Here is a 23,483-nt window from a genome sequence, read left to right on the forward strand (position 1 = left end):
CGCTCCCCTACTCGGCCGCCGCAACGCCGGGCGCGGCCTCGAACGGGCGCTCCACCCGCACGTCGCCCCGCACCGTGCGGTACATGTTGTAGGCCATGATCGCCGCCCCGGTGAGGAACAGCACGCCGCCCAGGGCGCGCACCACGTAGTAGGGGTGCATCGCCTCGACCGTCTCGATGAACGAATATTGCAGGAAGCCCCACTCGTCGTAGGCGCGCCACATCAGGCCCTGCATGATGCCGGAGATCCACATCGAGGTGATGTAGAGGACGATGCCGACGGTGCCGATCCAGAAGTGATAGCTGACCAGGCGCATCGAGTAGAGGCCTTTGCGCTTCCACAGCACCGGCACCAGGTGGTAGAGCGCGCCGAAGGAGATGAACGCCACCCAGCCGAGCGCGCCGGAGTGCACGTGGCCGATCGTCCAGTCGGTGTAGTGCGACAGGCTGTTCACCGACTTGATCGACATCAGCGGCCCCTCGAAGGTGCTCATGCCGTAGAACGCCACCGAGGTGACGAGGAAGCGCAGCACCGGGTCGGTGCGCAGCTTCTCCCACGCGCCGGAGAGCGTCATGATGCCGTTGATCATGCCGCCCCACGACGGCATCCACAGCATCACCGAGAACACCATGCCCAGCGTCTGCGCCCAGTCCGGCAGCGCGGTGTAGTGCAGGTGGTGCGGCCCGGCCCAGATGTAGAGGAAGATCAGCGCCCAGAAGTGGACGATGGAGAGGCGGTAGGAATAGACCGGCCGCTCCGCCCGCTTCGGCACGAAGTAGTACATGATCGCGAGGAACCCGGCGGTGAGGAAGAAGCCCACCGCGTTGTGGCCGTACCACCACTGGGTCATCGCATCCTGCACGCCGGAATAGGCGGAATAGCTCTTCGCGCCGAAGACCGACACCGGCACCGCCAGGTTGTTGCCGATGTGCAGCAGCGCGATGGTGATGATGAAGGCGAGGTAGAACCAGTTGGCCACGTAGATGTGGGGTTCGGTGCGCTTGAGGATGGTGCCGGCGAAGGCGGCGAGGTAGGCCACCCAGACGATGGTCAGCCAGATATCGACGAACCATTCCGGCTCGGCGTATTCGCGGCTCTGCGTCACCCCCATGACGTAGCCGAGCGCCGCCATCACGATGAACAGCTGATAGCCCCAGAAGACGAAGCGCGCCAGCGTCTCGCCGCCGAACAGGCGCGCCCGGCAGGTGCGCTGCACCACGAAGAAGGAGGTGCCGATCAGGACGTTGCCGCCGAAGGCGAAGATCACCGCCGAGGTGTGCACCGGGCGCAGGCGGCCGAAGGTGGTCCACGGCAGGTCGAGGTTGAGCGCCGGGAACGCCAGCTCGAAGGCGATGTAGACGCCGACGAGGAAGCCCACCAGCCCCCAGAACACCGCGGCGACGGTGAACTTCTTGACGATGTCCTCGAGATAGGCTTCGGCGTGGCGGCTTGCGGTCATGAGGTCTGCCCTGTTGCCTGGCAAGAATGCGGTCCGATCAGAGACGTAGGCACGGCCCGTGCGGTCGTCATCCCTTCACCGCGACGAAAAACACCCGGCGGAACGGGAAGAGAGTAACCCCGTCGGCGCGCGGCGGATAGGCGGCGCGCATCTTTTCCGCATAGGCGGCCTCGAAGGCGGCGCGCTCCGCATCGGTGGCGAGCGCGGCCAAGAGCGGGCGCAGCGCCGTGCCCTTGACCCAGGCGAGCACCGGGTCCGGCCCGGAGAGATGGTGGAAATAGACCGTCTCCCACACTTCGACATGGCGGCACAAGGGCGCGAGCAGCGCGTCGTAGACCGCGGGCGCGGCCACCGGGCCGGGGCGCAGGTGCGCAGAGAGGCGCGCCGCCCAGCGCGGGTCGGCGGCGAGATCGGCCATCGCGGCATGCGACGCCTCGCCGTGGTTGCGCGGCATCTGCACCGCCAGCACGCCGCCCGGCGCGAGCAGGCCGACGAGGCGCGGCAGCAGGGTCTCGTGATGATCCAGCCACTGCAAAAGCGCGTTGGAATAGATCGCGTCCGGCGGGGTCTGCGGCCGCCAGTCCGCGGCGTCGGCATGGGCGAGGGTCACCCGCGCCGCATCCGCCGGGGCAAGCTCCGCCGCCAGCGTGCGCTCCGCCGCGGCGAGCATCTCCGGCGAGGAATCCACCCCTTCCACCCGCGCCGTCGGGAAGCGCCGCGCCAGCGCCGCCACCTGATGGCCCGGGCCGCAGCCGAGGTCCGCCACGTGCGCCGCCTCGGCAAGGGGAATGCGCGCCATCAGGTCCCACGCCGGGCGCGCGCGCTCGTCGGCGAAGGCGGCGTATTGCCGGGGGTCCCATGCCATGACGTTCGTCTCTCTAGTCCCGATGTTCCGCCTGGTCGAAGCCCTGCTTGAGAAGACTCATCACGAACAGGCCGCAGGCCACCGCGACGATCAGGCCGATGCCGTAGACGTAATCGTCCGCCGCGCGCGAGGAAACGAACAGCGCCAGGAGCCCGAGTCCGCCGGCGAGGCACCCCATCATCCAGTTGCCGATCTTTTGCATCCGCCTTATGTCCTCCCGCATCCGCCCTCGTCGAAACGTGGGGGCGATTTCGTTTCCGGCAAGGGGCGGCGGCAAGGCCGGAACGCGCGAATTCGCATTGACTTGCCGCCCGCCACACTCTATAAGGCGGCTCCTTCGCAAGAAAGCGCCGTGATAGAGGAGTTGGAAGCGTGAAACGCACCTATCAACCCAGCAAATTGGTCCGGGCGCGTCGGCATGGTTTCCGCTCCCGGATGGCCACCGTCGGCGGTCGCCGCATCATCGCCAATCGCCGCCGTCAGGGCCGCAAGCGCCTGTCCGCTTGAGCCTTCCCCCTTGGCCGGGACTTCGGGCATGGCTCTGGTCCTGAAATTGACGCGCCGCGCCGAATTTCTCCGCGCGGCGCGCATCGGCCGCAAGTGGGCCACGCCCGGCCTGGTCCTGCAGGCGGTGGCGACTCCGCATCCCATCCGTTCCGAAAGCGCCGCCCGTCTCGGATTCACCGCCAGCCGCAGGGTCGGCGGCGCGGTTGTGCGCAATCGCGTCAAACGGCGTTTGCGTGCCGCCGCCGACTTGGTTATCAAGGACCACGCGGAAGCCGGATACGACTACGTGCTGATCGGACGCGCCGAGACCGCGCAGCGTCCGTTCACTGCGCTGTTGCAAGATTTGGAAACCGCTTTAAAACGTCTGGGGCGCTTTTCCTCCGCAGTGGCGGCGGGAAGCCGCGCCGCTTTGGAATCGTCGGGCAACGGAACGCCTTCGTCATGACCTCTTCTCGGCACAGCATCTTCGCGTCGGTCTCCGGCGCCGCGGCCTGGGTCTTGCGGCTGCCGATCCATGCCTACCGCCTGGTGCTGTCGCCCTACCTCGGCGGGCACTGCCGGTTTCAGCCCACGTGTTCCGTCTATGCGCTGGAAGCCCTGGAAAAACACGGCCCGATTCGCGGCCTCTGGCTCACCGCGCGGCGTCTTGCGCGCTGCCATCCGCTCGGCGGGTTCGGATACGATCCGGTGCCCGATCCTTCCTCCACCCGCTCTCGCAAACTGGGATAGACCCTCACGATGTCCGATCAGCGTAACGTCATCCTCGCGGTGGTCCTGTCGATCGCCATTCTGCTCGGCTACCAGTTCTTCTTCCTGAAGGCTTCGCCGAAGCAGAACGTGCCGCCCACCCCCACCGCCGCAGAGGCCGTCAAGCCGGAACCGCCCAAGGACGTCTCCTCCGGCGCCGAGACGCAGGGCCGCACCATGCGCCCGCGCGCCGCGGTGCTCGCCGAGAGCGGCCGCGTCACCGTCAAGACGCCGCGCCTCACCGGCTCGATCGCGCTTACCGGCGCGCGCATCGACGACGTGACGCTCGCCGCCTACCGCCAGACCGAGGCGCCCGACAGCCCCAACGTCACCCTTCTCTCGCCCTCGGGCACCGAGAAGCCCTATTTCATCGAACTCGGCTGGAGCGTCGCCGCGGGCACCGGCATCAAGGTGCCCACCGCCGCCACCCAGTGGTCGGCCAACGGCAAGACCCTGACCCCCGACACCCCGGTGGAGCTGTGGTGGGACAACGGCGAGGGGCTCACCTTCATCCGCACCATTGCGGTGGACGACCGCTACGTCTTCACCGTCACCCAGCGGGTGGAGAACCACTCCGGGGCGGACGTGACGCTCTATCCCTACGGCCTGATCGCGCGCATCGGCCTGCCGAAGCTCGAGGGCTATTCGGTGCTGCACGAGGGCCCGCTCGGCGTGCTCGGCGGCACCCTGGAAGAGGTCACCTACAAGAAGCTCGCGGACAAGCCCTTCGGCACCGACTCCACCGGCGGCTGGCTCGGCATCACCGACAAGTACTGGCTCGCCGCGCTCCTGCCCGACCAGAAGACGCCGCTGCACGCCAAGTTCAGCCGCAACGACGCGGGCGGCACCGAGCGCTATCAGGTGGACTATCTGATGAGCGGCCTCGCCGTCGCCGCGGGCCAGACCAAGGAGATCACCAACCGGGTGTTCGTCGGCGCGAAGGAGGTGAAGACCATCTCCGCCTACGAGGAGAAGCTCGGCATCGACAAGTTCGACCGCGCCATCGACTTCGGCTGGTTCTATTTCCTCACCAAGCCGTTCTTCTACATCATCGACTACTGCTATCACCTGTTCGGCAACTTCGGCCTCGCCATCCTCGCCTTCGTCGTGCTGCTGCGCCTCGCGATGTTCCCGCTCGCCAACAAGTCCTACCGCTCGATGAACGCGATGAAGCGCGTCCAGCCCGAGGTCAAGATCCTGCAGGACCGCTACAAGGACGACAAGCCGCGCCTGCAGAAGGAGATGATGGCCCTCTACAAGAAGGAAAAGGCCAACCCGATGTCGGGCTGCCTGCCGATGCTGATCCAGATTCCGGTGTTCTTCGCCCTCTACAAGGTGCTGTTCATCACCATCGAGATGCGCCATGCGCCGTTCTACGGCTGGATCACCGACCTCTCGGCGCCGGACCCGACCAACATCTTCACCGTCTTCGGCCTGATCCCGTGGACGCCGCCGGAGATGCTGCACATGGGCATCTGGCCCCTGGTCATGGGCCTGACGATGTGGCTGTTGCAGAAGATGTCGCCCGCGCCGCCGGACCCGACCCAGGCGAAGATCATGCAGATGCTGCCGATCGTCTTCACCTTCATGATGGCGAAGTTCGCGGCGGGCCTGGTGATCTACTGGTCGTTCTCCAACGTGCTGTCGATCCTGCAACAGTGGGTGCTGCTGAAGACCGACGCCCACGCCCGCGCCGCCAAGGCCGCCGCCAAGGCCGCCCATGCGCTCGAGCACGCGAAGAAGAAATAGATGACGGAGACCGTCATCCCCACCGACGACGAAAGGACGCGCCTGGAGGCCGGGCGCGTCCTTTTCGCGCAGGCGTGCGCCTTCATGCTCGGCGTGGCGCGGCGCGACCAGCTGCCCCACCCCCAACTGCCGGAGATCGCCTTCTGCGGCCGCTCCAACGTCGGCAAGTCGAGCCTGGTCAACGCCCTCACCGGCCGCAAGACGCTCGCCAAGATCTCCAACACCCCGGGGCGCACCCAGCAGCTCAACTTCTTCAATCTCGGCGGCGCGCTCATCCTCGTCGATCTGCCGGGCTACGGTTTCGCCAAGGTGCCGAAGTCCCAGGTGGACGGCTGGACCGAGTTGATCATGGACTACCTGCGCGGCCGCAGGGAGCTTTCCCGCGCCATGCTGCTGATTGACGCGCGCCACGGCCTGAAGGATAAAGACCGCACCGTGATGTCAACGCTGGACACCGCCGCCGTCAACTACCAGATCGTCCTCACCAAGGCCGACAAGATCGGCCCCGGCGCTTTGGCGGACACCGTCGCCGCCGTCATCGCCGAGGCCGCAACCCATGTCGCCGCGCACCCGGAAGTTCTGGTGACGAGTTCGGAAACCGGCCTCGGCATCCCCGAACTCCGCGCCGTCCTCGCCGAGATCGCGGCGCGCCGCTGACCGACCCAGGAGCCCCCGCCGATGACCGCCACGGAGCCGCCCATGTTCACCCTTCCCCCCGAAGACCCGGAAGACATGCTCGTCAAGGCGCGTACCCTCTCCGAGGCCCTGCCCTACATGCGCAAGTACTCGGGCAAGACCTTCGTCATCAAGTACGGCGGGCACGCCATGGGCGACCCGGAACTCGCGATGCAGTTCGCCCGCGACGTGGTGCTGCTGAAAAAGGTGGGGATCAACCCGATCGTGGTGCACGGCGGCGGGCCGCAGATCGGCCAGTTGCTGGAGCGCCTGCGCATCCAGAGCTCGTTCATCGACGGCCTGCGCGTCACCGACGCGGCGACCATCGATGTGGTCGAGATGGTCCTCTCCGGCAAGATCAACAAGGAAATCGTCACCTGGGTCAACGATGCGGGCGGCGTCGCCATCGGCCTTTCCGGCAAGGACGGCGACATGATCCGCGCGCGCAAGCTCACCCGCACCGCCCGCGACCCGGACTCCAACATCGAGAAGGAACTCGACCTCGGCTTCGTCGGCGAGCCCTATGCGGTGGACCCCACCATCCTGCAAACCCTTGCCAAGTCCGACATGATCCCGGTGATCGCGCCGATCGGCATCGGCGATGCCGGCGAAACCTTCAACATCAACGCCGATACCGTGGCGGGCGCGGTGGCGAGCGCGGTGCACGCGGCGCGCCTCTACATGCTCACCGACGTCTCCGGCGTGATGGACGGCAAGGGCAACCGCCTCACCGACCTCACCGGGCCGGAGGTGGAGGAGCTGATCGCCGAGGGCACCATCTCGGGCGGCATGATCCCCAAGGTGGAAACCTGCCTCGCCGCGGTGAAGAACGGGGTGGAGGCCGCGGTCATCCTCAACGGCAAGGTGCCGCACACCATCCTTCTGGAAATCTATACGCCGCAGGGCGCGGGCACCCTGATCCGGGCGCGCTGAGATGGGCGCGCTCGACCGCTCGCTGATCGGCCTCGCCCTCGACCTGGCGCAGGCTGCGGCGCCGGTGGCGAAAAAATACTTCCGCCAACCGATCCCGGTGGACGACAAGGCGGACGCCAGCCCGGTCACCATCGCCGACCGCGAGATCGAGCAGACCCTGCGCAAGATTCTCGCCGAGCGCCGCCCGATGGACGGCGTGATCGGCGAGGAATTCGCCGCCACCCGGCCCGGCGCGGCGCATACCTGGGTGATCGACCCGATCGACGGCACCAAAAGCTTCATCACCGGCAAGCCCAGCTTCGGCACCCTGATCGCCCTGCTGCACCAGGGCGAGGCGGTGCTCGGCATAATCGCCCAGCCGATCACCGGCGAAACCTGGCTCGGCGCGAAAGGCCACGCCAGCACCCTCAACGGCGCGGAAATCCGCACCCGCGGCGGGCGCAGCCTGCCCCAGGCCTACCTCTATTCCACCGCGCCGGAAATGTTCCACCCCGGCGCGGAAACCGAAGCCTTTTCCCGGCTGCGCCAACAGGTCAAAGGCACCCGCTACGGCGCGGACTGCTACGCCTACGGCCTCCTCGCCATGGGCTGCATCGACCTCGTCTGCGAGGCCGACCTCAAACTCTACGACTACGCCGCGCTGATCCCGGTGATCGAAGGCGCGGGCGGCAAAGTCGCCGGCTGGTCCGGCGAACCTCCGCCGCTCACCACACAGGCCGTCACCGGCCGCATCCTCGCCGCCGGATCGCCCGAACTCTTCGCCGAGGCCCAGGCCGTCCTCGCTCCGTGATTGGGAGGGAAAGCCTAATGCGGTTGATTCAAAAACGTTGCGGGGGGACTCGGTCCCCCCACGCCCCCCATAACTTTTCGGTTTTTGCGCGAAGCGCCATAAGACCATCACGCGGCGTGACGGTCGATGGCCGCTACGCGGCGAAAAACCAATGGGGGTCCGGGGCCTCCAGGCCCCGGCGGGTCCAGGGCGGAGCCCTGGCCTGGTTGTTGGTTTTCCTCACCCTCCTCGCCGCGCCCGCCAACGCCGCCGCGCCGCAGCCGGTGCACGGCATGGCGATGCACGGCGCGCCGAAGTATGCGGCCGGGTTCGGCCATTTCGACTATGCGAATCCGGATGCGCCGAAGGGGGGCGCGTTGCGGCTGCACGCCATCGGCGGCTTCGACACGCTCAACCCGTACACCCTGAAGGGGATGTCGGCGGCGGGATTGGGGCTGACCTACGACACCCTGATGGCGTCTTCGATGGACGAGGCGTTCAGCGAATACGGGCTGGTGGCGAAGACGATCACGGTGCCGGAGGACCGTTCCTGGGCGCGTTTCGATTTGCGGCCCGAGGCGCGCTGGCACGACGGCAAGCCGATCGCCCCGGCGGACGTGATTTTTTCCTTCAACGTGCTGAAGGAGAAGGGCGACCCCTTCTACCGCAGCTATTACGCCGGGGTGGCGAAGGTGGAAGAGAGCGGGCCGCACGCCGTGACCTTCACCTTCCGCGAGGCGGGCAACCGCGAACTGCCGCTGATCGTCGGGCAGATGCCGATCGTGCCCGAGCATTACTGGAAGAACCGCGACTTCGCCGCCACCACCCTGGAACCGCCCTTGGGCAGCGGGCCGTACCGCATCTCCGGGGCGGAGGCCGGGCGCTTCATCACCTATGAACGGGTGAAGGACTACTGGGGCCGCGACCTGCCGGTGAACAAAGGGCGCTACAACGCCGATTCCCTGCGCTACGACTATTACCGCGACACCACGGTGGCGCTGGAGGCGTTCAAGGCCGGGGCGTTCGACATGATCGCCGAGTACGAGGCGAAGAAGTGGGCCACCGCCTACGACTTCCCCGCGGTGAAGGACGGCCGGGTGATCCGCGCGGAGATTCCGCATCACACGCCTTCCGGCATGCAGGGCTTCGGCTTCAACACCCGGCGGCCGGTGTTCGCCGACCCGCGGGTGCGCGAGGCGCTGGCCTATGCCTTCGACTTCGAGTGGACCAACGCCGCGCTGTTCCACGGCGCCTACCGCCGTATCGAGAGCTATTTCGACAATTCGGAGCTGGCCGCCGCCGCGCTGCCGGACGCGCGGGAACTCGCCATCCTCGAACCCTTCCGCAAGGACCTGCCGCCCGAGGTGTTCACCAAGGTCTACCGCGCGCCCAAGGTGGTGGGGGAGAACGGCCTGCGCGCCAACCTGCGCACCGCGGTGGCCAAGCTCAGGGCCGCGGGGTGGGAGATCGAAAACGGCACGATGACCGAGGCAGCGACCGGGCGGCCGCTGGCCTTCGAGATCATGCTCAACGGCACCCAGGGCGCGGCGTTCGAACGCATCGCCCTGCCCTTCATCCAGAACCTCAAGCGCATCGGCGTGGCCGCAAGCCTGCGCACCGTGGACGTCAACCAGTTCCAGAACCGCATGCAGCAGTTCGACTTCGACATGATGGTGGTCTCGTTCCCCCAGTCGCTCTCGCCCGGCAACGAACAGGAAAGCTTCTTCGGCGCGGCGATGGCGGAACGCCCCGGTTCGCGCAACCTGCTGGGGGTGACATCGCCGGTGGTGGACGCGCTGATCCGTCATATCGTCATGGCCAAGGACCGCGAAGACCTGGTCGCCGCCACCCGCGCGCTGGACCGCGTGCTGCTGTGGTCGTTCTACGTCATCCCGCAGTGGTACCTGCCCTACGACCGCCTCGCCTACTGGAACCGCTTCGGCATGCCGAAAACCCTGACCATCCGCGGCGCCGATACCTGGACCTGGTGGATCGACCCGGCCAAGGACGCGGCGCTGAAGCGGGAGTAAAAACCAAAACCTTGCGGGGATCGAAGCCGACCGCCAAAGGCGGTGGGAACGCCCAGTGGGCGTTCCCAAGGCTGAGATCGGTCCCCCCACACCCCCCATAACTTGTTTTTCGCCGCGCAGCGGCAGGCAACCGTCACGCCGCGTGATGGTCTTATGGCGCTGCGCGCAAAATCAAAACTTATGGGATCAAAGGGTCCGCGACCCTTTGCGGGGTCCGGGGCGGAGCCCCGGCCTGGTTTTTCCCCGATATCCGGCAGGGACGGTCATTTGTTCCCGTCTTGTTCCTTTTTCCGGAATCGCCTATGCTGCCCGGAGGCAGGGAGAGACGCCATGCGGATGTGGGGAACGGTTGCTGCGGGTCTGATCGCGCTGTGCGGCGGCGTCGCGCGGGCGGGAGAGACTTTCCCCTCCGATGTCCGCACCATCACCGCCACCGGGGCCACTTCCTCCTGCATCGGCGACCCCAAGACTCCAGTTTGTGCGGTGGAAACTCTGCTCGCATGTTTCGCCCGAAGGGCGGCACCGCTCTGCCGGTCCGTCACTGCTCGGCCTTTCTCCGCCGATGCCGCGCCGCCGCGGACGGTCTCCTACCGGCTGTTGTGGCTGCTGACATCCCGGGCGAAGGATGACCGCTCGGGAACCGTCTACGCGACCCTTGCAGTGGAACGGTTGTCCGGCTCCTGGACGGATATCTACGTGCATTTTCTGGAATCGGTGGGCTCCGGCTGGCGGATCGAAGAGTGGGGGACCCCGGGCGAAATCGGCCTGCCCCTGAGGATCGATCCCAGGAAGACGGAAATCCTGGAGAAGTACGGCTCCGTCCCCCTGGTCACCGCGTACGCGGTGCAATAGAGCCATCACGCGGCGTGACGGGTGATAGCCGCTGCGCGGCGAGAACCATCGGGCGTCCAGGCCCCAGACTGGTTTTGCCTTCATGCGAAAGGACGATTGTTCTATTCGCAGGAAACGCGGTGGACGTGGTTCTTCGGGCCATAGTGGACCCGGCACTCCTTCACCGAGAGGGGGAGTTCCCTGCCCACGATCAGGTCGGTTTCCGAATAGCGGCAGCCGATCCAGACGTGTCTCTCCCCCGGCGAAAACGTCCAGACGGCGATTTCCTCGGAATTCATGGCGAATTCCCGGTCCGGAGCCAGGCTGGCGTTATGCGTAGGTTCTCCGAGAAAAATCAAAACGTTATCGAAGAAGAAGGTTGTCAATGGCGTGAAGGCGTTCCATCCCTCCGGCAGAGAGCCGGTCACCTTCGGGCTTTGCGCCATAACTGAGGGGGGGCAGGCATAATCCTCGGCCTTTGCCGACAGTGGTTGGCAGAGCATGGCCAAGAGCGGCACCACGGCGACAATTCCATGCATCTTCACCATTCGATCACCGAAAAAGCCTGAGGATCGTTGCTGGGAGTGGTTTTGGGCGAGTTCCAATAGATGGTCCTTTCGGAAACCCTTCCCTTGCTTTTCCACTGGTCGAGCACTTGAATGCCATCTTCGTTCTGGCCGAGGTAGATCGCGGCGTGCTTGCCGGTGTTTCCGGTCTGAGGATATTCCCCGTCAACGAAGGTGGCAATCGCCGTGCCCCTGGCGATCGGGTCGGGTTCGCCGGGAGCAAGTTTGCGGATTTTGGTTCCTTCCCGCCATTCGGAAGTATGCGGCGCATGCAGCGATTGCCGGATGAATTCGACACATTCCGCGTTACCCTTGCCGTTAAGGTAAGGTCTTTTATCGTGACCTTTCAGGTCGCCAAGAACATGAGGGCGCCGTTTACCCTCATGCGCCTTGTGTCCGCCACCGCCGGGGGCGGAGCGGTCGTAGGCGGAGACGTGGACGTCTCCGTCCCGGGTGTGGGCGCGCACATGCACCGTGCCGCTGCTTCCCGCATCGCCGCCGGTGCCGTCGAGGGCGGCGGAGAGCGCGTGTTCCTCCGCTCCGCCGGGGCGGATGCTGCCGGAGGCCTCCACCCCGAGGGCGCTTTGCAGTTTCTTCACCCCGTCGAACATCGCCTCGTCGGGATACGGCGTCATGCCGTAGCGCGGCACCTCGTACAGGCTCATGCGGTAAAGCGCGGTTTTGATCGCTGTGGTGTCGGCCTCCGAAACCGCGATGTCGGAACCCACCCGCCGGGACAGACGCATATTTTCCTCCTCCCTTGGATATGAGGAGGCGACATTACTATATTCGTTATAGTATGTCGAGATATAATCACGTATATCGGTATTTTTCTTGTTTCTGCGCGCAGCGCCATAAGACCACCACGCCACGTGACGGTTGCCTGCCGTTACGCGTTGGAAGACAAGTCATGGGGTCAAGGGGCCTTCCGGCCCCTTGCGGGTCCGGGCAGCGCCCGGCCTGGTTTTCCAGGCTTGCACTTTCCGGAAAAAGGCCAGACATAGGAGGGGCTTGTCTGGGAGCCGCGATGTTCGCCTATATCGTCCGCCGCTTGGTTTTGATACCGCTGACCCTTTTGGGGATCATCGGCGTCAACTTTCTGTTCGTGCAGTTGGCCCCCGGCGGGCCGATCGAGCAGATTCTGGCGCGGCTGGAGGGGCAGGCGACGGATGCGACGGCGCGGATTTCCGGCTCCGGCGCGGCGGAGACGGCGCGGCCCGGCCTGCGGCCTGCGGCGGGCACCGGCAACGCCGCGTCGAAGTACCGCGGCGCGCAGGGGCTGGACCCCGCCTTCATCGCCGACCTGGAAAGGCAGATGGGCTTCGACAAGCCGCCGCTGACGCGCTTCTGGCTGATGGTGAAGTCGTATGCCCGCTTCGACCTGGGGAAGAGCTATTTCCGCGACGCCAAGGTGACGGAGCTGATTCTGGAGAAGCTGCCGGTGTCCGCCTCGCTCGGCATCTGGAGCACGCTGCTGATCTATCTGATCTCCATTCCCTTAGGGGTGAAGAAGGCGGTGAAGGACGGCTCGCGCTTCGACGTCGCCTCGAGCTGGGCGATCATCGTCGGGCATGCGATCCCGAGTTTCCTCTTCGCCATTCTGCTGATCGTGGTGTTCGCGGGCGGGCGGTACCTGCACTGGTTCCCGTTGCGGGGGCTGACCTCCGACAACTGGGATGCGCTGTCGTGGCCCGCGCGCATCGCCGACTATGCCTGGCACATGGCGCTGCCGGTGACTGCGATGGTGATCGGCGGCTTCGCCGGGCTGACCATGCTGACCAAGAACGCCTTCCTCGAGGAGATCAACAAGCAGTACGTGCTGACCGCGCGGGCCAAGGGCCTGCCGGAGCGGCGCGTGCTCTACGGGCACGTGTTCCGCAACGCGATGCTGGTGGTGATCGCGGGCTTTCCCGCCACTCTGGTCGGCATGCTGTTCACCGGGTCGGTGCTGATCGAGGTGATCTTCTCGCTGGACGGCATCGGCCTCTTGGGCTTCGAGGCGGCGATGAACCGCGACTACCCGGTGATGTTCGGCACGCTTTATGCCTTTTCCCTGCTCGGGCTGGTGCTGGGGCTGCTGAGCGACCTCACCTACCACTTCGTCGATCCGCGCATCGACTTCGAATCGCGGGGGGCCTGAGCGATGCGCCTCGACCTTTCCCCGATGACGCGCCGCCGCCTCGCCGCCTTCCGCGCCAACCGGCGGGGATTCTGGTCGCTGATCGGTTTTCTCGTGCTGTTCGGGGTCAGCCTGTTCGCCGAGTTCCTCGCCAACGACCGGCCCCTGCTGGTTTCCTACGACGGGCGGCTCTATGCGCCTGTCGTGGCGGATTATCCGGAGACGACCTTCGGCGGCGACTTCCCCACCCCGGCGGATTACCGCGACCCCTACATCGCGGGGAAGATCGCCGCGCACGGCTGGGTGGTGTGGCCGCCGGTGCGCTTTTCCTACGACACCGTCAACTACGACCTCGGGCGGCCCACCCCGGCCCCGCCCTCGGCGGTCAACTGGCTGGGCACCGACGACCAGGGGCGCGACGTGGTGGCGCGGCTGATCTACGGCTTCCGCATTTCCGTGCTGTTCGGCCTGGCGCTCACCCTCTCCTCCTCGGCGATCGGCGTCGCCGCGGGCGCGGTGCAGGGGTATCTGGGCGGCAAGGTGGACCTGATCTTCCAGCGCTTCCTGGAAATCTGGGGCGGCCTGCCGCAGCTCTTCATCCTGATCATCGTCACCTCGATGATCGTGCCCGGCTTCTGGACTCTGCTGATCATCCTGCTGCTGTTCGGCTGGACGACGCTGATCGGCGTGGTGCGCGCGGAATTCCTGCGCGCCCGCAATTTCGAATACGTGCGCGCCGCCCGCGCGCTCGGCCTTTCCGACGTGCGCATCGTGGTGCGCCACGTGCTGCCCAACGCGATGGTGGCGACGATCACCTTTCTGCCGTTCGTGCTCTCCGGCGCGGTGGTGGCGCTGACCAGCCTCGACTTCCTCGGCCTCGGCCTGCCGCCGGGCTCGCCCTCGCTCGGCGACCTGCTGCGCCAGGGCAAGGAGAACCTGCAAGCGCCGTGGCTCGGCTTGTCCGGCTTTCTGGTGGTGGCGGTGCTGCTGAGCCTGTTGGTGTTCGTCGGCGAGGCGGTGCGCGACGCCTTCGACCCCCGGAAGACGCGGTGAGGATGCGATGACCGACACCCCGCTGCTTTCGGTCGAAAACCTCTCCGTCGCCTTCGGCGATGCGCCGCCGGTGGTGGAGGGAGCCTCCTTCACGCTGAAGCGCGGCGAGACCCTGGCGCTGGTCGGGGAAAGCGGCTCCGGCAAGTCGGTGAGCGCGCTGTCGGTGCTGCGCCTGCTGCCGCCGCTCGGCCGCTGCCCGGCGGGGAGGATTCTCTTCGACGGGGCGGACGTGCTCGAAATGCCCGAGGCGGAGCTGCGGGCGCTGCGCGGCGGGCGGGTCGGCATGGTCTTCCAGGAGCCGATGACCTCGTTGAATCCGCTGCACGGCATCGGCCGCCAGGTGGGGGAAAGCCTCGCCCTGCACACCGGGATTTCCGGCGATGCGTTGCGCGCCCGCGTGGTGGACCTGCTGGACATGGTCGGCCTGCCGCAGCCGGGAAAGCGCCTCAATGCCCTGCCGCACGAGCTTTCCGGCGGGCAGCGCCAGCGCGTGATGATCGCCATGGCGCTCGCCAACCAGCCGGACCTGTTGATCGCCGACGAGCCGACCACGGCGCTCGACGTCACCATCCAGGCGCAGATTCTCGACCTGCTGAAGGACTTGCAGACCCGCCTCGGCATGGCGGTGCTGTTCATCACCCACGACCTCGGCATCGTGCGCCGCCTCGCCGACCGGGTGTGCGTGATGCACCAGGGGCGCATCGTCGAGGCGGCGGCCACCGCCGACCTCTTCGCCGCGCCGCAGCACGCCTACACCCGGCGCCTGCTCGCCGCGCGGCCCGCGCCGCGCCCGCCGCGCGAAGGCGAGGCCGCCACCGTGATGACGGCGGACGATATGAAGGTGTGGTTCCCGCTCAAGGGCGGCCTGCTGCGCCGCACCCGGGGCTACGTGAAGGCGGTGGACGGGGTTTCGGTGGAACTCAAGGCCGGGCGGACGCTCGGCGTGGTGGGGGAAAGCGGCTCCGGCAAATCGACGCTGGGGCTTGCGCTGTTGCGCCTCACCGCCGCCGAGGGGCGCATCGCCTTCGCCGGGGAGGAGATTTCCGCCCTGCCCGCGAAACGCCTGCGGCCGCTGCGCCGCGACATGCAGATCGTCTTCCAGGACCCTTACGGCTCGCTCAGCCCGCGCCTCTCGGTGGGGGAGATCGTCGGCGAAGGGCTTTCCATCCACGCGCCCGGCCTCGACCGGGCGGAACGGCGGCGGCGCATCGGCGCGGCGCTGGCCGAGGTGGGCCTGGAACCCGGCATGCAGGACCGCTACCCCCACGAGTTCTCCGGCGGGCAGCGCCAGCGCATCGCCATCGCCCGGGCCTTGATCCTCCACCCCAAGGTGCTGATCCTCGACGAGCCGACCTCGGCCCTCGACGTTTCGGTGCAGGCGCAGATCGTCGATCTGCTGCGCGGCATCCAGGAACGCCAGGGCATCGCCTACCTGTTCATCAGCCACGACCTCGCGGTGGTGCGCGCGCTCGCCGACGAGATCGCGGTGATGAAGGACGGCCGCATCGTCGAGACCGGCCCGGCGGAGCGGGTGTTCTCCGCCCCCGAGCACCCCTACACCCGGGCGCTGCTCGCCGCGGCGCTGCACGACGACCGGGTTCCGTAAAAACAAAAACTTTCCGGAGGGTCGTGGACCCTCCGGGCCTCCCATATGTTTGGTTTTCACCGCGTAGCGGGATAGACCCATGCTGGCCATACGCACGGTCTTATGGCGCTTCGCGCAAGAACGAAAAGTATCGGGGGGCGCGGGGGGGCCGCGGTCCCCCGTAAGTTTTTTGGAGAATCATTTTAAGACTTCGGCAACCGGAAGCGTCTAGACTGGTTCGGTTCACGAGCGAGGACCGCCCATGGCCGACGAAAACCAACCCGACGACGACGGCGAGATGGACATGGCCGCCGCGATGGCCGAGATCGAAGCCGAAGAGGCCGCCAAACGCGCCAAGAGCGCGGAGGCGGACGACGGCGGCGAGATGGACATGGCCGCCGCAATGGCGGAGATCGAGGCCGGGGAAACGGCGAAGCGCGCCGCGCCCGCAGCCGCGGCTGCCGTGGGCGGCGCGCCCGGCCGTTCCGGCAGCAAGGAAGCGATCTACGACGTTCCGGTGGAGATTTCCGTGGTGCTCGGCAAGGCGGACCTGCGGGTGCACCAGTTGCTGAAGCTCGGCCGCGGCGCGGTGGTGGAACTGGACCGCAAGACCGACGAGCCGGTGGACGTGTTCGCCGACAACATCCTGATCGCCCGCGGCGAGGTGACCGTCACCGACGACGACAAGCTCGGAGTCAGTCTCTCCGAGATCGTGCGCTCGCTGTTCACCCGCGTCTCGTAACGCGGGCGGAACCTTTCAACTTCAATCGGAGTTGGAATCGCCGTCGGCGCTCGCCGCGACGATGGTGTCGCCGAATTCCCGCAGGAACACCGAGCCCTTCACCGTGCGCTGGATCAGCACGCTGCGGCGGTCGTGCTCGTCCACCTTGCGCTTCACCATGCCGAGTTCGGACAGACGGTCCACCGCGCGGGTCACCGCAGGCTTGGAAATCCGCAGCAGTTCGGCGAGGCCGCGCACCGTGTGCGGCGGCTGGGTCAGATAGACGGTGAGAAGAAGCGCCATCTGGCGGGCCGAAAGATCCGGAACGTCCTGGCGAACGCTCGCCACGCTGACCCTCTGCCACAGATCGAGGGCCTCGACGGGAGAAAGTTTCGGAGACATCAGCATCCTCGAACCGGAGCACCCCACCCTTCGACGTCGCGCCGGAGGATTTTGTTTCAGTATCGTATCTATTTACCCGACCGCAGCGCCCGCCGCAATCCCCAACTCCTGGAAATCTTCGGCAAAAGACCCGCCGCCCTACCGCAACGCCACAGCCGGGGCGGTTTTGCGCCGCGGCGGCGGCCGACCGAATATTTTTCGCAGAACCCAACCCTGGGTTTCCCTTCCGGAACGGGAGGAGAACGCGCGTTGCGACTCAGCGCATGCCGGGCATCGCCGAGTCCTGCCGCGCCAGGGCGTCGCGGAAGGCCTGCGCCGCCGGGTGCAGCGGCACGCCGCGGCGCTTGATCTGCGCGGTGGCGAAGGCCGCATCGTCCAGCGGATGGGTGTCGTCGGCCTTCATCGCCAGCCACAGCGCGCGGGAAAGCGCGGTGACCAGGTCCGCGTCCATCTCGCGGCGGACCAGCAGCACCGGCACCGTGGCGAGCGAGGGAATCGGGTCCGCCGTGCCGTAGGCGGCGGACGGAATGATGCTCGGCGAGAGGAAGGGGTTGGCCTCCACCGCCGCGGCCACCCGCGCCGCGGCAAGCGGCAAGAGCACGCCGCCGTGGTCCTGCATCATCTGGCGCGCCACCGCCGAGGGCGGCCGCGCGAGGAAGATCATCGCATCCACTCTTCCCTCGGCCAGCGCGCCGGCCGCGGCCTCGGGGTCGAGCGCCACCGCCTTGTAGGCGCGGCGCGCGATGCCGTGCAGCCGCAGCACCAGGGCGGCCAGCGCCGCGGGGTCCGAGGCCGCCGCGCCGATGGCGACGCGCTTGCCCTTCAAGTCCGCCACCTTGCGGATGCCGCCGCCACGGCGCACCAGGATGTGCAGGCTCTCCGGCGCCAGCGCGGTCACCGCGCACAGCTCGGGGAACGGCCCGGCGGCCTTGAATCCCCCCTTCCCGGCGAGCGCGTCGTGCGCCATGTCGGCATAGGCGATGCCCGCGTCCAGGGAGCGCTCGCGCAGCGCCTTGAGGTTGGCGAAGCCGCCCTCGGTGGACTGCGCCAGCGCGATCATCCCCGGCACGCCGCAACTGCCGTTCTTCTCGCACGGGCGGGAGCCGGGCGGGTTGCTCACCGCCGCGCAGATCCACCCGGCGGAGCGGAACAGGGTGCCGCCCGCAGGGCCCGCGCCGATGCGGAAGAACCGCACCTGCTGCGCCAGAGCGGCCATGCCCGGGCACGCCGCGGCCCCCGCCAGAGCCAATGCCGAGGCGAGAAGGGCGCGGCGACCGACGCCGCCGTTCCGGCCGGATGCGGCCATGGATCGGGTTCCTCAACGATAGGTGAGCGGCCTACGTGCCCGCCCCTTCGGTTCTAGCATAATCGCGCCGCGCCAACCACCGGAAGCGCGCCGACAACAACGTCGCGGAGATCACGCTCGCCACCGCCACCGCGGCGAACAAGCCCCCCACCCCCATCCCCATGCGGGCGGAGAACCCCCAGGCGCAGGGCATCATCACCAGAAGATAGGCGCACCCCTGCAACACCATCGGCGCCCAGGTCTCGCCGCGGCCGCGCAGCGCGTTGGCCATCACCGCCTGCGCGCCGTCGAAGGGCAGGATCACCGCGATCCACGCCACCAGCAGACCGGCCAGCGCCAGCACCGCCGGGTCGCCGGTGTAGACCGCCGCGAACGCCTGCGGCGCCAGGACGAACGCCGCCACCAGCGGCAGCACCAGAAGCGTGTTCACCCCGAGCCCGGTCCAGCCCGCCACCTCGGCGTCGCGCCAGTCGCCGCGCCCCACCGCATGGCCGACCCGCACGCTGGCGGCGCTGCCCACCCCCAGCGCCAGCATGAACACCATGCCCAGCAGGTTGATGCCGATCGCATAGGCGGCGAGCGAATCCGCGCCGAACCAGCCGGACATCACGTTGAGCGAGGAAAACGCGAACGCCTCCACCCCGATGCTCGCCCCCGCCGCATAGCCGAGCCTGCGCTGCAACCGCCATGCCTCGGTGTCGCGCCAAGGACCGCGCCGCACCGAGAACCGATCCCCATCGCGCAAGAACCACACCCACGCCGCGGCGGCAAGGCACATCAGCCAGCGCGCCGCGCCGGTCGCCCAGGCCGCCCCCACCGCGCCGTGCTCGGGAATCCACGCCGCGTTCAACGCCGCGTTCGCCAGGTTGCCCGCCAGCATGATCCAGGTGCCGGGCCAGGGGCGCTTCAACCCCTCGAGGAAATAGCCGGAGGCGAGATACCCGAGATACCCCGGAATCCCCACCCCGAGAACGAAGGTCACATCCGCCGCGCCCTGCGCCAGGGCCTCCTCCTGGCCGAGCAGGCGGTACATCCCCGGACCCGCGGCGGAGACCGCGACCACCACCGCGCCGATCGCCATGGCATACGGCAGGGAGCGCCGCCACACCCCGCCGCAGCGCGCATCCCGCCCCGCGCCGTGCAACTGCGAGGTCACCACCAGGGTGCCCATCAACAGGCCGAGCGAGGTCAGCAGCAAGGTGGAAACCGGCCCCATCGCCAGGCTGTAGAACGCCAGCTCGCGCGACGACGCATGGCCGAGCATCGCGATATCGACCATCAGCATCACCAGCGCGCCGCTGCGCGTCACCACCGTCGGCACCGCCAGACGCAACAGCTCCCGTACATGCGACAAAACCGACGACCGCACCGCAACCCCCTCCACCGAACCGCGCGCCACCCTGGCACGGGCACGGGGGAAAGGCAATGGGCCGGGGCTAAGCCCCTGGCCTCAAACTTTTTCGTGGCTATATTCGACGGGACGCGCACCCACGGGCTTCACGCGGCCGGTCGCCGCCGAATTCAGAGAAGAACCTCCATGCCGGTCTTCAATACCTTCCTGCTCGCACTCGCGGCGATTTTCCCGGTGGTCAACCCGCCGGGCGCGGCGCTGATCTTTCTCGGCCTGACGCAGGATACGCCGCCGAAAATCCGCGATATCCTCGCATGGCGCATCGCACGGAATTCCTTCTTCGTGCTGATCTGCGCGCTGCTGCTGGGGGCGTTGATTCTACAGTTCTATGGAATCTCGGTGCCGATCCTGCGCGTCGCGGGCGGCATCATCGTCGCGGTGGCCGGGTGGAAGCTCCTCAACGAAGGCAGCCACAAAGGCGCGGCGGCCGAGGCCAGCGAGGCATCCGACGCGAAAATCCTCAATCAGGCGTTCTATCCCCTCACCCTGCCGCTCACCACCGGGCCGGGCACCATCTCGGTGGTGATCAGCCTGGGCCTTTCCAACGGGTTCTCCGCCAAGCTGATGGACTCCCTGATCTTCGTCATCGCCTGCCTGCTCGCCATCGTCGTCGTTTCGCTGATCATCTACTTCTGCTTCAAATACGCCCACCGCCTGCAAACCCTGCTCGGCCACGGCGGCACCGATATCGCCGTCCGCCTGTTCGCGTTCATCCTGTTCTGCCTCGGCATCCAGATTTTCTGGTCGGGCGCGAGCGAACTCCTCCGCTCGGCGCTCACCGCTCCGGGCTGAGGCCGGGGGAAAGGTTAAAGGAAGCGAAAAACCAGGCCGGGCTCCGCCCGGACCCGGCAAGGGCCGGAAGGCCCTTGCATCCCGTGACTGAATGGGGGGCCGGAAGCGGACGGACGGGTTTGGGAGACGGGGGCGGTAAAGCGGTCCTTCGAATTAAGTGCAGAGGCACCGCAACCTTGCTCGATTGCCAGTCAGCACAATCAGCAGTAACTTATAAGGCCGCAATTAAGGCCGCTGGCTGGTTGGCTTCATGACGACAGGCGACACCATTTTCCGCTGTTCCGCACTGGTCATTCTCTCGGTCATGCTGACCGGCTGCCAAACGGCCTCGCAGTTTCGTCCCACCTACACGGCCTCGACGTTCACACCATATTCGCCACCCGCCCCGGCAGGTGCTTGCAAGAACGTGAACTTCGTCAAATGCAAGGCGGAAGATGTGGAGGATTGCGAACGGCGCGCTGCCAATGGCGACACCGACGCCATGGTTCAACTGGGGAATCTCTACAAGACCGATTTCACCGGCTGCACCAAATACCGAGACGGGCAGAAGGCCGCCGATATCCTTCGCAAGGCCAGCGACCAGGGCAATCAAGAGGCTCTCCGCCAGCTACGCCAGCTTTATTCGTTTGGCCAAGCCGTTCCCAAGAATGCGCGCCTCGCCTCTTCCTACCTGAAAGAAGGAACGGAAAAAGGCTACGACTGGGCTCTCGCGGCCAACATCTACGAGAAGGATAAGGCTGGCGACCCAACTGCGGTCAATGATCTGCGCACATCTGCGATCAGCGGAAATTGCCACAGCCAGATATCTCTGGCCCAGTTCTACAGAACAGGCATCATCGCCACCGCCAACTCCCCAGCACTTCTTATCTCGTCCGAGAAAAAGCCATATCCGGTCGCGCAGAACATGACGAAAGCCTACTTCTGGTCGTTGGTTTCCGTTTCGTCAACCGCGACCATTCCCAAGAAGAAATACTGGGACATTTTTGGCATTTCGGAAGCGACCTGTCCCATCGACCACGCACCAAGCTGGTATAACGTGGAAAAGCAGCTTGGACCCGATCTGGTGGCCAAAGCGCAGGATGCCGCCGTCACCTGGAAAATGGGATCGCCCGAGCCAGACCTCCCGGCACCAAAGGGGCAGGATCGGAAGAAGTCTAACCCGCCACGAATCGCGGCTCCAGCCCTACCCGCTCCCGAGCCGCAGCTTCCGAAGCCGCAAGCTAAAATCGCTTCACCAAGCCTGAGCGACCTCGGTCTGCCCGCTGAACTACCCAAGGCCACCACTTGGTCCTGGACACCCGTATCCTTGCCACAGACATCTGCTGGTGGTGGCACCAGATTGGAGGGGGCCGCCGTCTTCGAAAAGGTAAACAAGTCCGTTTGGCGCGTCATTGCCGCTCGGTCCCTGAGCGATCTGCGTAACGGCGGCAACGTGGTCCAGGGATCGGCAGTGGCCGTCACCAAGGACACCCTGCTCACCAACTGCCATGTCGCCTCGGGGATGAATGTGATCGTGGTGAAACACGGCGACGCCTTTGAAGAGGCAAGGGTTGTCTCGGGCAGCCAAAAGCGCGATCAATGTGTCCTGAAGATCGGCAAGCAAATGCTGGAGCCGGTCAGCGGCGTTCGCAGCTACGACAGCCTGAAGGTTGGCGAGAAGGTCTACACGGTTGGCTCGCCCAGCGGCTTGGAAAACACCTTGGGCGAAGGCATCGTCTCCGGCCTGCGCAAGAAGGATGGCCAGCACCTCGTTCAGACGTCAGCGCCGATCTCCCCAGGCTCATCCGGCGGCGGCCTGTTCGACACCTCGGGCAACGCCATCGGCATCACCACGTTCCTGCTCCGGGATGCCCAAGCACTGAATTTTGCTATCGCCGTGGAGGAATTCGGCAAGTGACCACCCCGATCGTGATCCAGCTTCAATCCGATGTTTTGGACCCGAAAACCAGCATCGCGGATCTCCTCCGCAAGGTCAAACTCGTCGCCGTGAAGCTCAACCTGAACGAAGTCTTGGAATGGGTTGAGCGTGAGTTGAACGGCTACCCGGATGACGCCACCCTTCCCGACTACAGGGAATTGACCGGACAGGTAAAATTCTTCAACCCGTACCACGGCTGGCGTCCTGTTATCTGCGAAGACAACAAGATGGAAGAAATAATTTCGAGATGCCCTGTTTACCAGACAATCGCTTCCATTGAAGAGGTGCTGGCTCGCAGCACAGAAACCAATTACCTCGTTTGCCCATTCCCTGGACAGAAGCAAGCCATCTTATCCAAGATGATGGGATTTCGGACTGAATTCCAAGCCCATGTCAGTCCGGCAGCATTCTTTAGCATCCTAGACAGCGTTCGGAATCGTGTCCTGGACTGGGCCATCTCCCTGGAGAAAGCTGGGATTCTGGGCGACGGCCTGACATTCACACCGAAGGAAAAGGAGGCGGCGAAGGTCATGACCACCGGGAATGTCTATCACATTCAGGGAAATGTCGGCGTCTTGGGCGACGTGGCTCACTCCACGGTCACCAACACCCAGTCGGCCACCTATAGCGCCGACCAACTCGATTCCCTGCGCAACGCGATTGAGCAAATCAGCGCGGCGGTCGATCAGATTGAGGCAGACCTCAAGGAGCCGGTCACGGCTGCCATCGGTGAAATCCAAGAGGAACTGAAAGAAGCGCAGCCGAACTCCGGCAAGCTACGAACGGCGATTGCCTCTATCCGCGCGACCTGCGAAGGGGCCGCCGGAAACCTGACCGCCTCCGGCATTCTAGGGCTGCTTGCAGCTTTCCAATGAGCCAGCATTGCGTAATCAATACGCTGGAGACATTTCGGACCTGCTGAAATGCGCGCTGCAGCTAGAACTTGCCACCGATGGCCGCTCGCTCGGTTTGGCTTGGTACTACAATGCAGACCATGACGGTCGCGCGGATGGCCACCATGTCGAATATCTCGGATTACGGTGAC

24 protein-coding genes are annotated in these 23,483 nt (G+C 66.1%); 16 read left to right on the plus strand and 8 right to left on the minus strand.

Annotated features, from left to right (window positions below):
- Window positions 1–7: 7 nt before the first annotated feature.
- The 3 genes from ccoN to O7R11_RS14095 form a co-directional block, all read right to left on the minus strand.
- Complete coding sequence (ccoN, locus tag O7R11_RS14085; protein WP_337998173.1) at window positions 8–1,459, minus strand: cytochrome-c oxidase, cbb3-type subunit I; 1,452 nt, start codon at window positions 1,457–1,459, stop codon at window positions 8–10.
- A 67-nt stretch (window positions 1,460–1,526) separates the two neighbouring features.
- Window positions 1,527–2,324 (minus strand): methyltransferase domain-containing protein, encoded by a 798-nt coding sequence (locus O7R11_RS14090; RefSeq protein WP_337998174.1) that lies wholly within the window; start codon window positions 2,322–2,324, stop codon window positions 1,527–1,529.
- Window positions 2,325–2,337: 13 nt separating this feature from the next.
- Window positions 2,338–2,526, minus strand: coding sequence for a hypothetical protein (locus tag O7R11_RS14095; RefSeq protein ID WP_337998175.1), 189 nt, complete (start codon window positions 2,524–2,526; stop codon window positions 2,338–2,340).
- A 170-nt stretch (window positions 2,527–2,696) separates the two neighbouring features.
- Between O7R11_RS14095 and rpmH the strand changes: the two genes are divergently transcribed.
- The 9 genes from rpmH to O7R11_RS14140 all read left to right on the plus strand — a co-directional run bounded on the left by rpmH (window position 2,697) and on the right by O7R11_RS14140 (window position 10,586).
- The gene (gene rpmH / locus O7R11_RS14100; RefSeq protein ID WP_337998176.1) at window positions 2,697–2,831 is read left to right on the plus strand and encodes a 50S ribosomal protein L34; all 135 of its coding nucleotides are present in this window, start codon (window positions 2,697–2,699) and stop codon (window positions 2,829–2,831) included.
- Between the two features lie 28 nt (window positions 2,832–2,859).
- Window positions 2,860–3,276, plus strand: coding sequence for a ribonuclease P protein component (rnpA, locus tag O7R11_RS14105; RefSeq protein WP_337998177.1), 417 nt, complete (start codon window positions 2,860–2,862; stop codon window positions 3,274–3,276).
- Complete coding sequence (yidD, locus tag O7R11_RS14110; RefSeq protein ID WP_337998178.1) at window positions 3,273–3,560, plus strand: membrane protein insertion efficiency factor YidD; 288 nt, start codon at window positions 3,273–3,275, stop codon at window positions 3,558–3,560. Before rnpA ends, yidD begins: the two co-directional genes overlap by 4 nt.
- 9 nt (window positions 3,561–3,569) lie before the next feature.
- Complete coding sequence (gene yidC / locus O7R11_RS14115; protein ID WP_337998179.1) at window positions 3,570–5,327, plus strand: membrane protein insertase YidC; 1,758 nt, start codon at window positions 3,570–3,572, stop codon at window positions 5,325–5,327.
- Window positions 5,328–5,984: a ribosome biogenesis GTP-binding protein YihA/YsxC gene (yihA, locus tag O7R11_RS14120; RefSeq protein ID WP_337998180.1), complete on the plus strand. Its 657-nt coding sequence runs from the start codon at window positions 5,328–5,330 to the stop codon at window positions 5,982–5,984.
- Between the two features lie 42 nt (window positions 5,985–6,026).
- Entirely contained in the window at window positions 6,027–6,935 is a 909-nt protein-coding gene (gene argB / locus O7R11_RS14125; protein ID WP_337998181.1) for an acetylglutamate kinase, read from the plus strand.
- 1 nt (window position 6,936) lies between these two features.
- The gene (locus tag O7R11_RS14130) at window positions 6,937–7,725 is read left to right on the plus strand and encodes an inositol monophosphatase family protein (protein ID WP_337998182.1); all 789 of its coding nucleotides are present in this window, start codon (window positions 6,937–6,939) and stop codon (window positions 7,723–7,725) included.
- Window positions 7,726–7,931: 206 nt separating this feature from the next.
- Complete coding sequence (locus O7R11_RS14135; protein ID WP_337998183.1) at window positions 7,932–9,734, plus strand: extracellular solute-binding protein; 1,803 nt, start codon at window positions 7,932–7,934, stop codon at window positions 9,732–9,734.
- 330 nt (window positions 9,735–10,064) lie between these two features.
- Window positions 10,065–10,586, plus strand: a complete 522-nt coding sequence (locus O7R11_RS14140) for a hypothetical protein (protein WP_337998184.1) — start codon at window positions 10,065–10,067, stop codon at window positions 10,584–10,586.
- Between the two features lie 101 nt (window positions 10,587–10,687).
- Here the strand turns inward: O7R11_RS14140 and O7R11_RS14145 are convergent, their stop codons facing one another.
- Complete coding sequence (locus O7R11_RS14145; RefSeq protein WP_337998185.1) at window positions 10,688–11,113, minus strand: STY0301 family protein; 426 nt, start codon at window positions 11,111–11,113, stop codon at window positions 10,688–10,690.
- Window positions 11,107–11,877: a BPSL0067 family protein gene (locus O7R11_RS14150; RefSeq protein ID WP_337998186.1), complete on the minus strand. Its 771-nt coding sequence runs from the start codon at window positions 11,875–11,877 to the stop codon at window positions 11,107–11,109. The genes O7R11_RS14145 and O7R11_RS14150 overlap by 7 nt, the downstream gene beginning before the upstream one ends.
- A 281-nt stretch (window positions 11,878–12,158) precedes the next feature.
- Between O7R11_RS14150 and O7R11_RS14155 the strand changes: the two genes are divergently transcribed.
- The 4 genes from O7R11_RS14155 to fliN all read left to right on the plus strand — a co-directional run bounded on the left by O7R11_RS14155 (window position 12,159) and on the right by fliN (window position 16,630).
- Complete coding sequence (locus tag O7R11_RS14155; protein WP_337998187.1) at window positions 12,159–13,271, plus strand: microcin C ABC transporter permease YejB; 1,113 nt, start codon at window positions 12,159–12,161, stop codon at window positions 13,269–13,271.
- Window positions 13,272–13,274: 3 nt separating this feature from the next.
- Window positions 13,275–14,303: an ABC transporter permease gene (locus tag O7R11_RS14160; protein WP_337998188.1), complete on the plus strand. Its 1,029-nt coding sequence runs from the start codon at window positions 13,275–13,277 to the stop codon at window positions 14,301–14,303.
- A gap of 7 nt (window positions 14,304–14,310) precedes the next feature.
- Window positions 14,311–15,909, plus strand: a complete 1,599-nt coding sequence (locus tag O7R11_RS14165) for an ABC transporter ATP-binding protein (RefSeq protein WP_337998189.1) — start codon at window positions 14,311–14,313, stop codon at window positions 15,907–15,909.
- A gap of 241 nt (window positions 15,910–16,150) precedes the next feature.
- Window positions 16,151–16,630, plus strand: a complete 480-nt coding sequence (gene fliN, locus O7R11_RS14170) for a flagellar motor switch protein FliN (protein ID WP_337998190.1) — start codon at window positions 16,151–16,153, stop codon at window positions 16,628–16,630.
- Window positions 16,631–16,651: 21 nt separating this feature from the next.
- Here fliN and O7R11_RS14175 read toward each other — a convergent pair whose 3' ends face one another.
- The 3 genes from O7R11_RS14175 to O7R11_RS14185 form a co-directional block, all read right to left on the minus strand.
- A complete protein-coding gene (locus tag O7R11_RS14175) occupies window positions 16,652–17,011 on the minus strand; it encodes a MarR family winged helix-turn-helix transcriptional regulator (protein ID WP_337998191.1) in 360 nt (119 codons plus the stop codon).
- A 256-nt stretch (window positions 17,012–17,267) separates the two neighbouring features.
- The gene (locus tag O7R11_RS14180; RefSeq protein ID WP_337998192.1) at window positions 17,268–18,317 is read right to left on the minus strand and encodes a TAXI family TRAP transporter solute-binding subunit; all 1,050 of its coding nucleotides are present in this window, start codon (window positions 18,315–18,317) and stop codon (window positions 17,268–17,270) included.
- Window positions 18,318–18,348: 31 nt separating this feature from the next.
- Window positions 18,349–19,671: an MATE family efflux transporter gene (locus O7R11_RS14185; protein WP_337998193.1), complete on the minus strand. Its 1,323-nt coding sequence runs from the start codon at window positions 19,669–19,671 to the stop codon at window positions 18,349–18,351.
- Window positions 19,672–19,854: 183 nt separating this feature from the next.
- Here O7R11_RS14185 and O7R11_RS14190 point away from each other — a divergent pair, with 183 nt between their 5' ends.
- The 3 genes from O7R11_RS14190 to O7R11_RS14200 all read left to right on the plus strand — a co-directional run bounded on the left by O7R11_RS14190 (window position 19,855) and on the right by O7R11_RS14200 (window position 23,313).
- The gene (locus O7R11_RS14190; RefSeq protein WP_337998194.1) at window positions 19,855–20,520 is read left to right on the plus strand and encodes a MarC family protein; all 666 of its coding nucleotides are present in this window, start codon (window positions 19,855–19,857) and stop codon (window positions 20,518–20,520) included.
- Between the two features lie 250 nt (window positions 20,521–20,770).
- Window positions 20,771–22,417: a trypsin-like peptidase domain-containing protein gene (locus O7R11_RS14195; RefSeq protein WP_337998195.1), complete on the plus strand. Its 1,647-nt coding sequence runs from the start codon at window positions 20,771–20,773 to the stop codon at window positions 22,415–22,417.
- A complete protein-coding gene (locus tag O7R11_RS14200; protein ID WP_337998196.1) occupies window positions 22,414–23,313 on the plus strand; it encodes an AbiTii domain-containing protein in 900 nt (299 codons plus the stop codon). Before O7R11_RS14195 ends, O7R11_RS14200 begins: the two co-directional genes overlap by 4 nt.
- The last annotated feature ends 170 nt before the right edge of the window (window positions 23,314–23,483 follow it).

Origin of the sequence: Oleispirillum naphthae (assembly GCA_027864655.1) — a bacterium.
GTDB classification, from domain to species: Bacteria; Pseudomonadota; Alphaproteobacteria; order Rhodospirillales; family Rhodospirillaceae; genus Oleispirillum; species Oleispirillum naphthae.

What these genes read in the sequence shown, in the direction of transcription:
- O7R11_RS14090 (WP_337998174.1), bottom strand. Translation starts at nt 2,324, where the DNA reads ATGGCATGGGACCCCCGGCAATACGCCGCCTTCGCCGACGAGCGCGCG.
- O7R11_RS14175 (WP_337998191.1), bottom strand. Translation starts at nt 17,011, where the DNA reads ATGTCTCCGAAACTTTCTCCCGTCGAGGCCCTCGATCTGTGGCAGAGG.
- yidD (WP_337998178.1), top strand. Translation starts at nt 3,273, where the DNA reads ATGACCTCTTCTCGGCACAGCATCTTCGCGTCGGTCTCCGGCGCCGCG.
- yihA (WP_337998180.1), top strand. Translation starts at nt 5,328, where the DNA reads ATGACGGAGACCGTCATCCCCACCGACGACGAAAGGACGCGCCTGGAG.
- O7R11_RS14095 (WP_337998175.1), bottom strand. Translation starts at nt 2,526, where the DNA reads ATGCAAAAGATCGGCAACTGGATGATGGGGTGCCTCGCCGGCGGACTC.
- O7R11_RS14190 (WP_337998194.1), top strand. Translation starts at nt 19,855, where the DNA reads ATGCCGGTCTTCAATACCTTCCTGCTCGCACTCGCGGCGATTTTCCCG.
- O7R11_RS14160 (WP_337998188.1), top strand. Translation starts at nt 13,275, where the DNA reads ATGCGCCTCGACCTTTCCCCGATGACGCGCCGCCGCCTCGCCGCCTTC.
- O7R11_RS14130 (WP_337998182.1), top strand. Translation starts at nt 6,937, where the DNA reads ATGGGCGCGCTCGACCGCTCGCTGATCGGCCTCGCCCTCGACCTGGCG.
- argB (WP_337998181.1), top strand. Translation starts at nt 6,027, where the DNA reads ATGTTCACCCTTCCCCCCGAAGACCCGGAAGACATGCTCGTCAAGGCG.
- O7R11_RS14165 (WP_337998189.1), top strand. Translation starts at nt 14,311, where the DNA reads ATGACCGACACCCCGCTGCTTTCGGTCGAAAACCTCTCCGTCGCCTTC.
- O7R11_RS14145 (WP_337998185.1), bottom strand. Translation starts at nt 11,113, where the DNA reads ATGGTGAAGATGCATGGAATTGTCGCCGTGGTGCCGCTCTTGGCCATG.
- O7R11_RS14140 (WP_337998184.1), top strand. Translation starts at nt 10,065, where the DNA reads ATGCGGATGTGGGGAACGGTTGCTGCGGGTCTGATCGCGCTGTGCGGC.
- O7R11_RS14150 (WP_337998186.1), bottom strand. Translation starts at nt 11,877, where the DNA reads ATGCGTCTGTCCCGGCGGGTGGGTTCCGACATCGCGGTTTCGGAGGCC.
- fliN (WP_337998190.1), top strand. Translation starts at nt 16,151, where the DNA reads ATGGCCGACGAAAACCAACCCGACGACGACGGCGAGATGGACATGGCC.
- rnpA (WP_337998177.1), top strand. Translation starts at nt 2,860, where the DNA reads ATGGCTCTGGTCCTGAAATTGACGCGCCGCGCCGAATTTCTCCGCGCG.
- O7R11_RS14180 (WP_337998192.1), bottom strand. Translation starts at nt 18,317, where the DNA reads ATGGCCGCATCCGGCCGGAACGGCGGCGTCGGTCGCCGCGCCCTTCTC.
- ccoN (WP_337998173.1), bottom strand. Translation starts at nt 1,459, where the DNA reads ATGACCGCAAGCCGCCACGCCGAAGCCTATCTCGAGGACATCGTCAAG.
- yidC (WP_337998179.1), top strand. Translation starts at nt 3,570, where the DNA reads ATGTCCGATCAGCGTAACGTCATCCTCGCGGTGGTCCTGTCGATCGCC.
- O7R11_RS14195 (WP_337998195.1), top strand. Translation starts at nt 20,771, where the DNA reads ATGACGACAGGCGACACCATTTTCCGCTGTTCCGCACTGGTCATTCTC.
- O7R11_RS14155 (WP_337998187.1), top strand. Translation starts at nt 12,159, where the DNA reads ATGTTCGCCTATATCGTCCGCCGCTTGGTTTTGATACCGCTGACCCTT.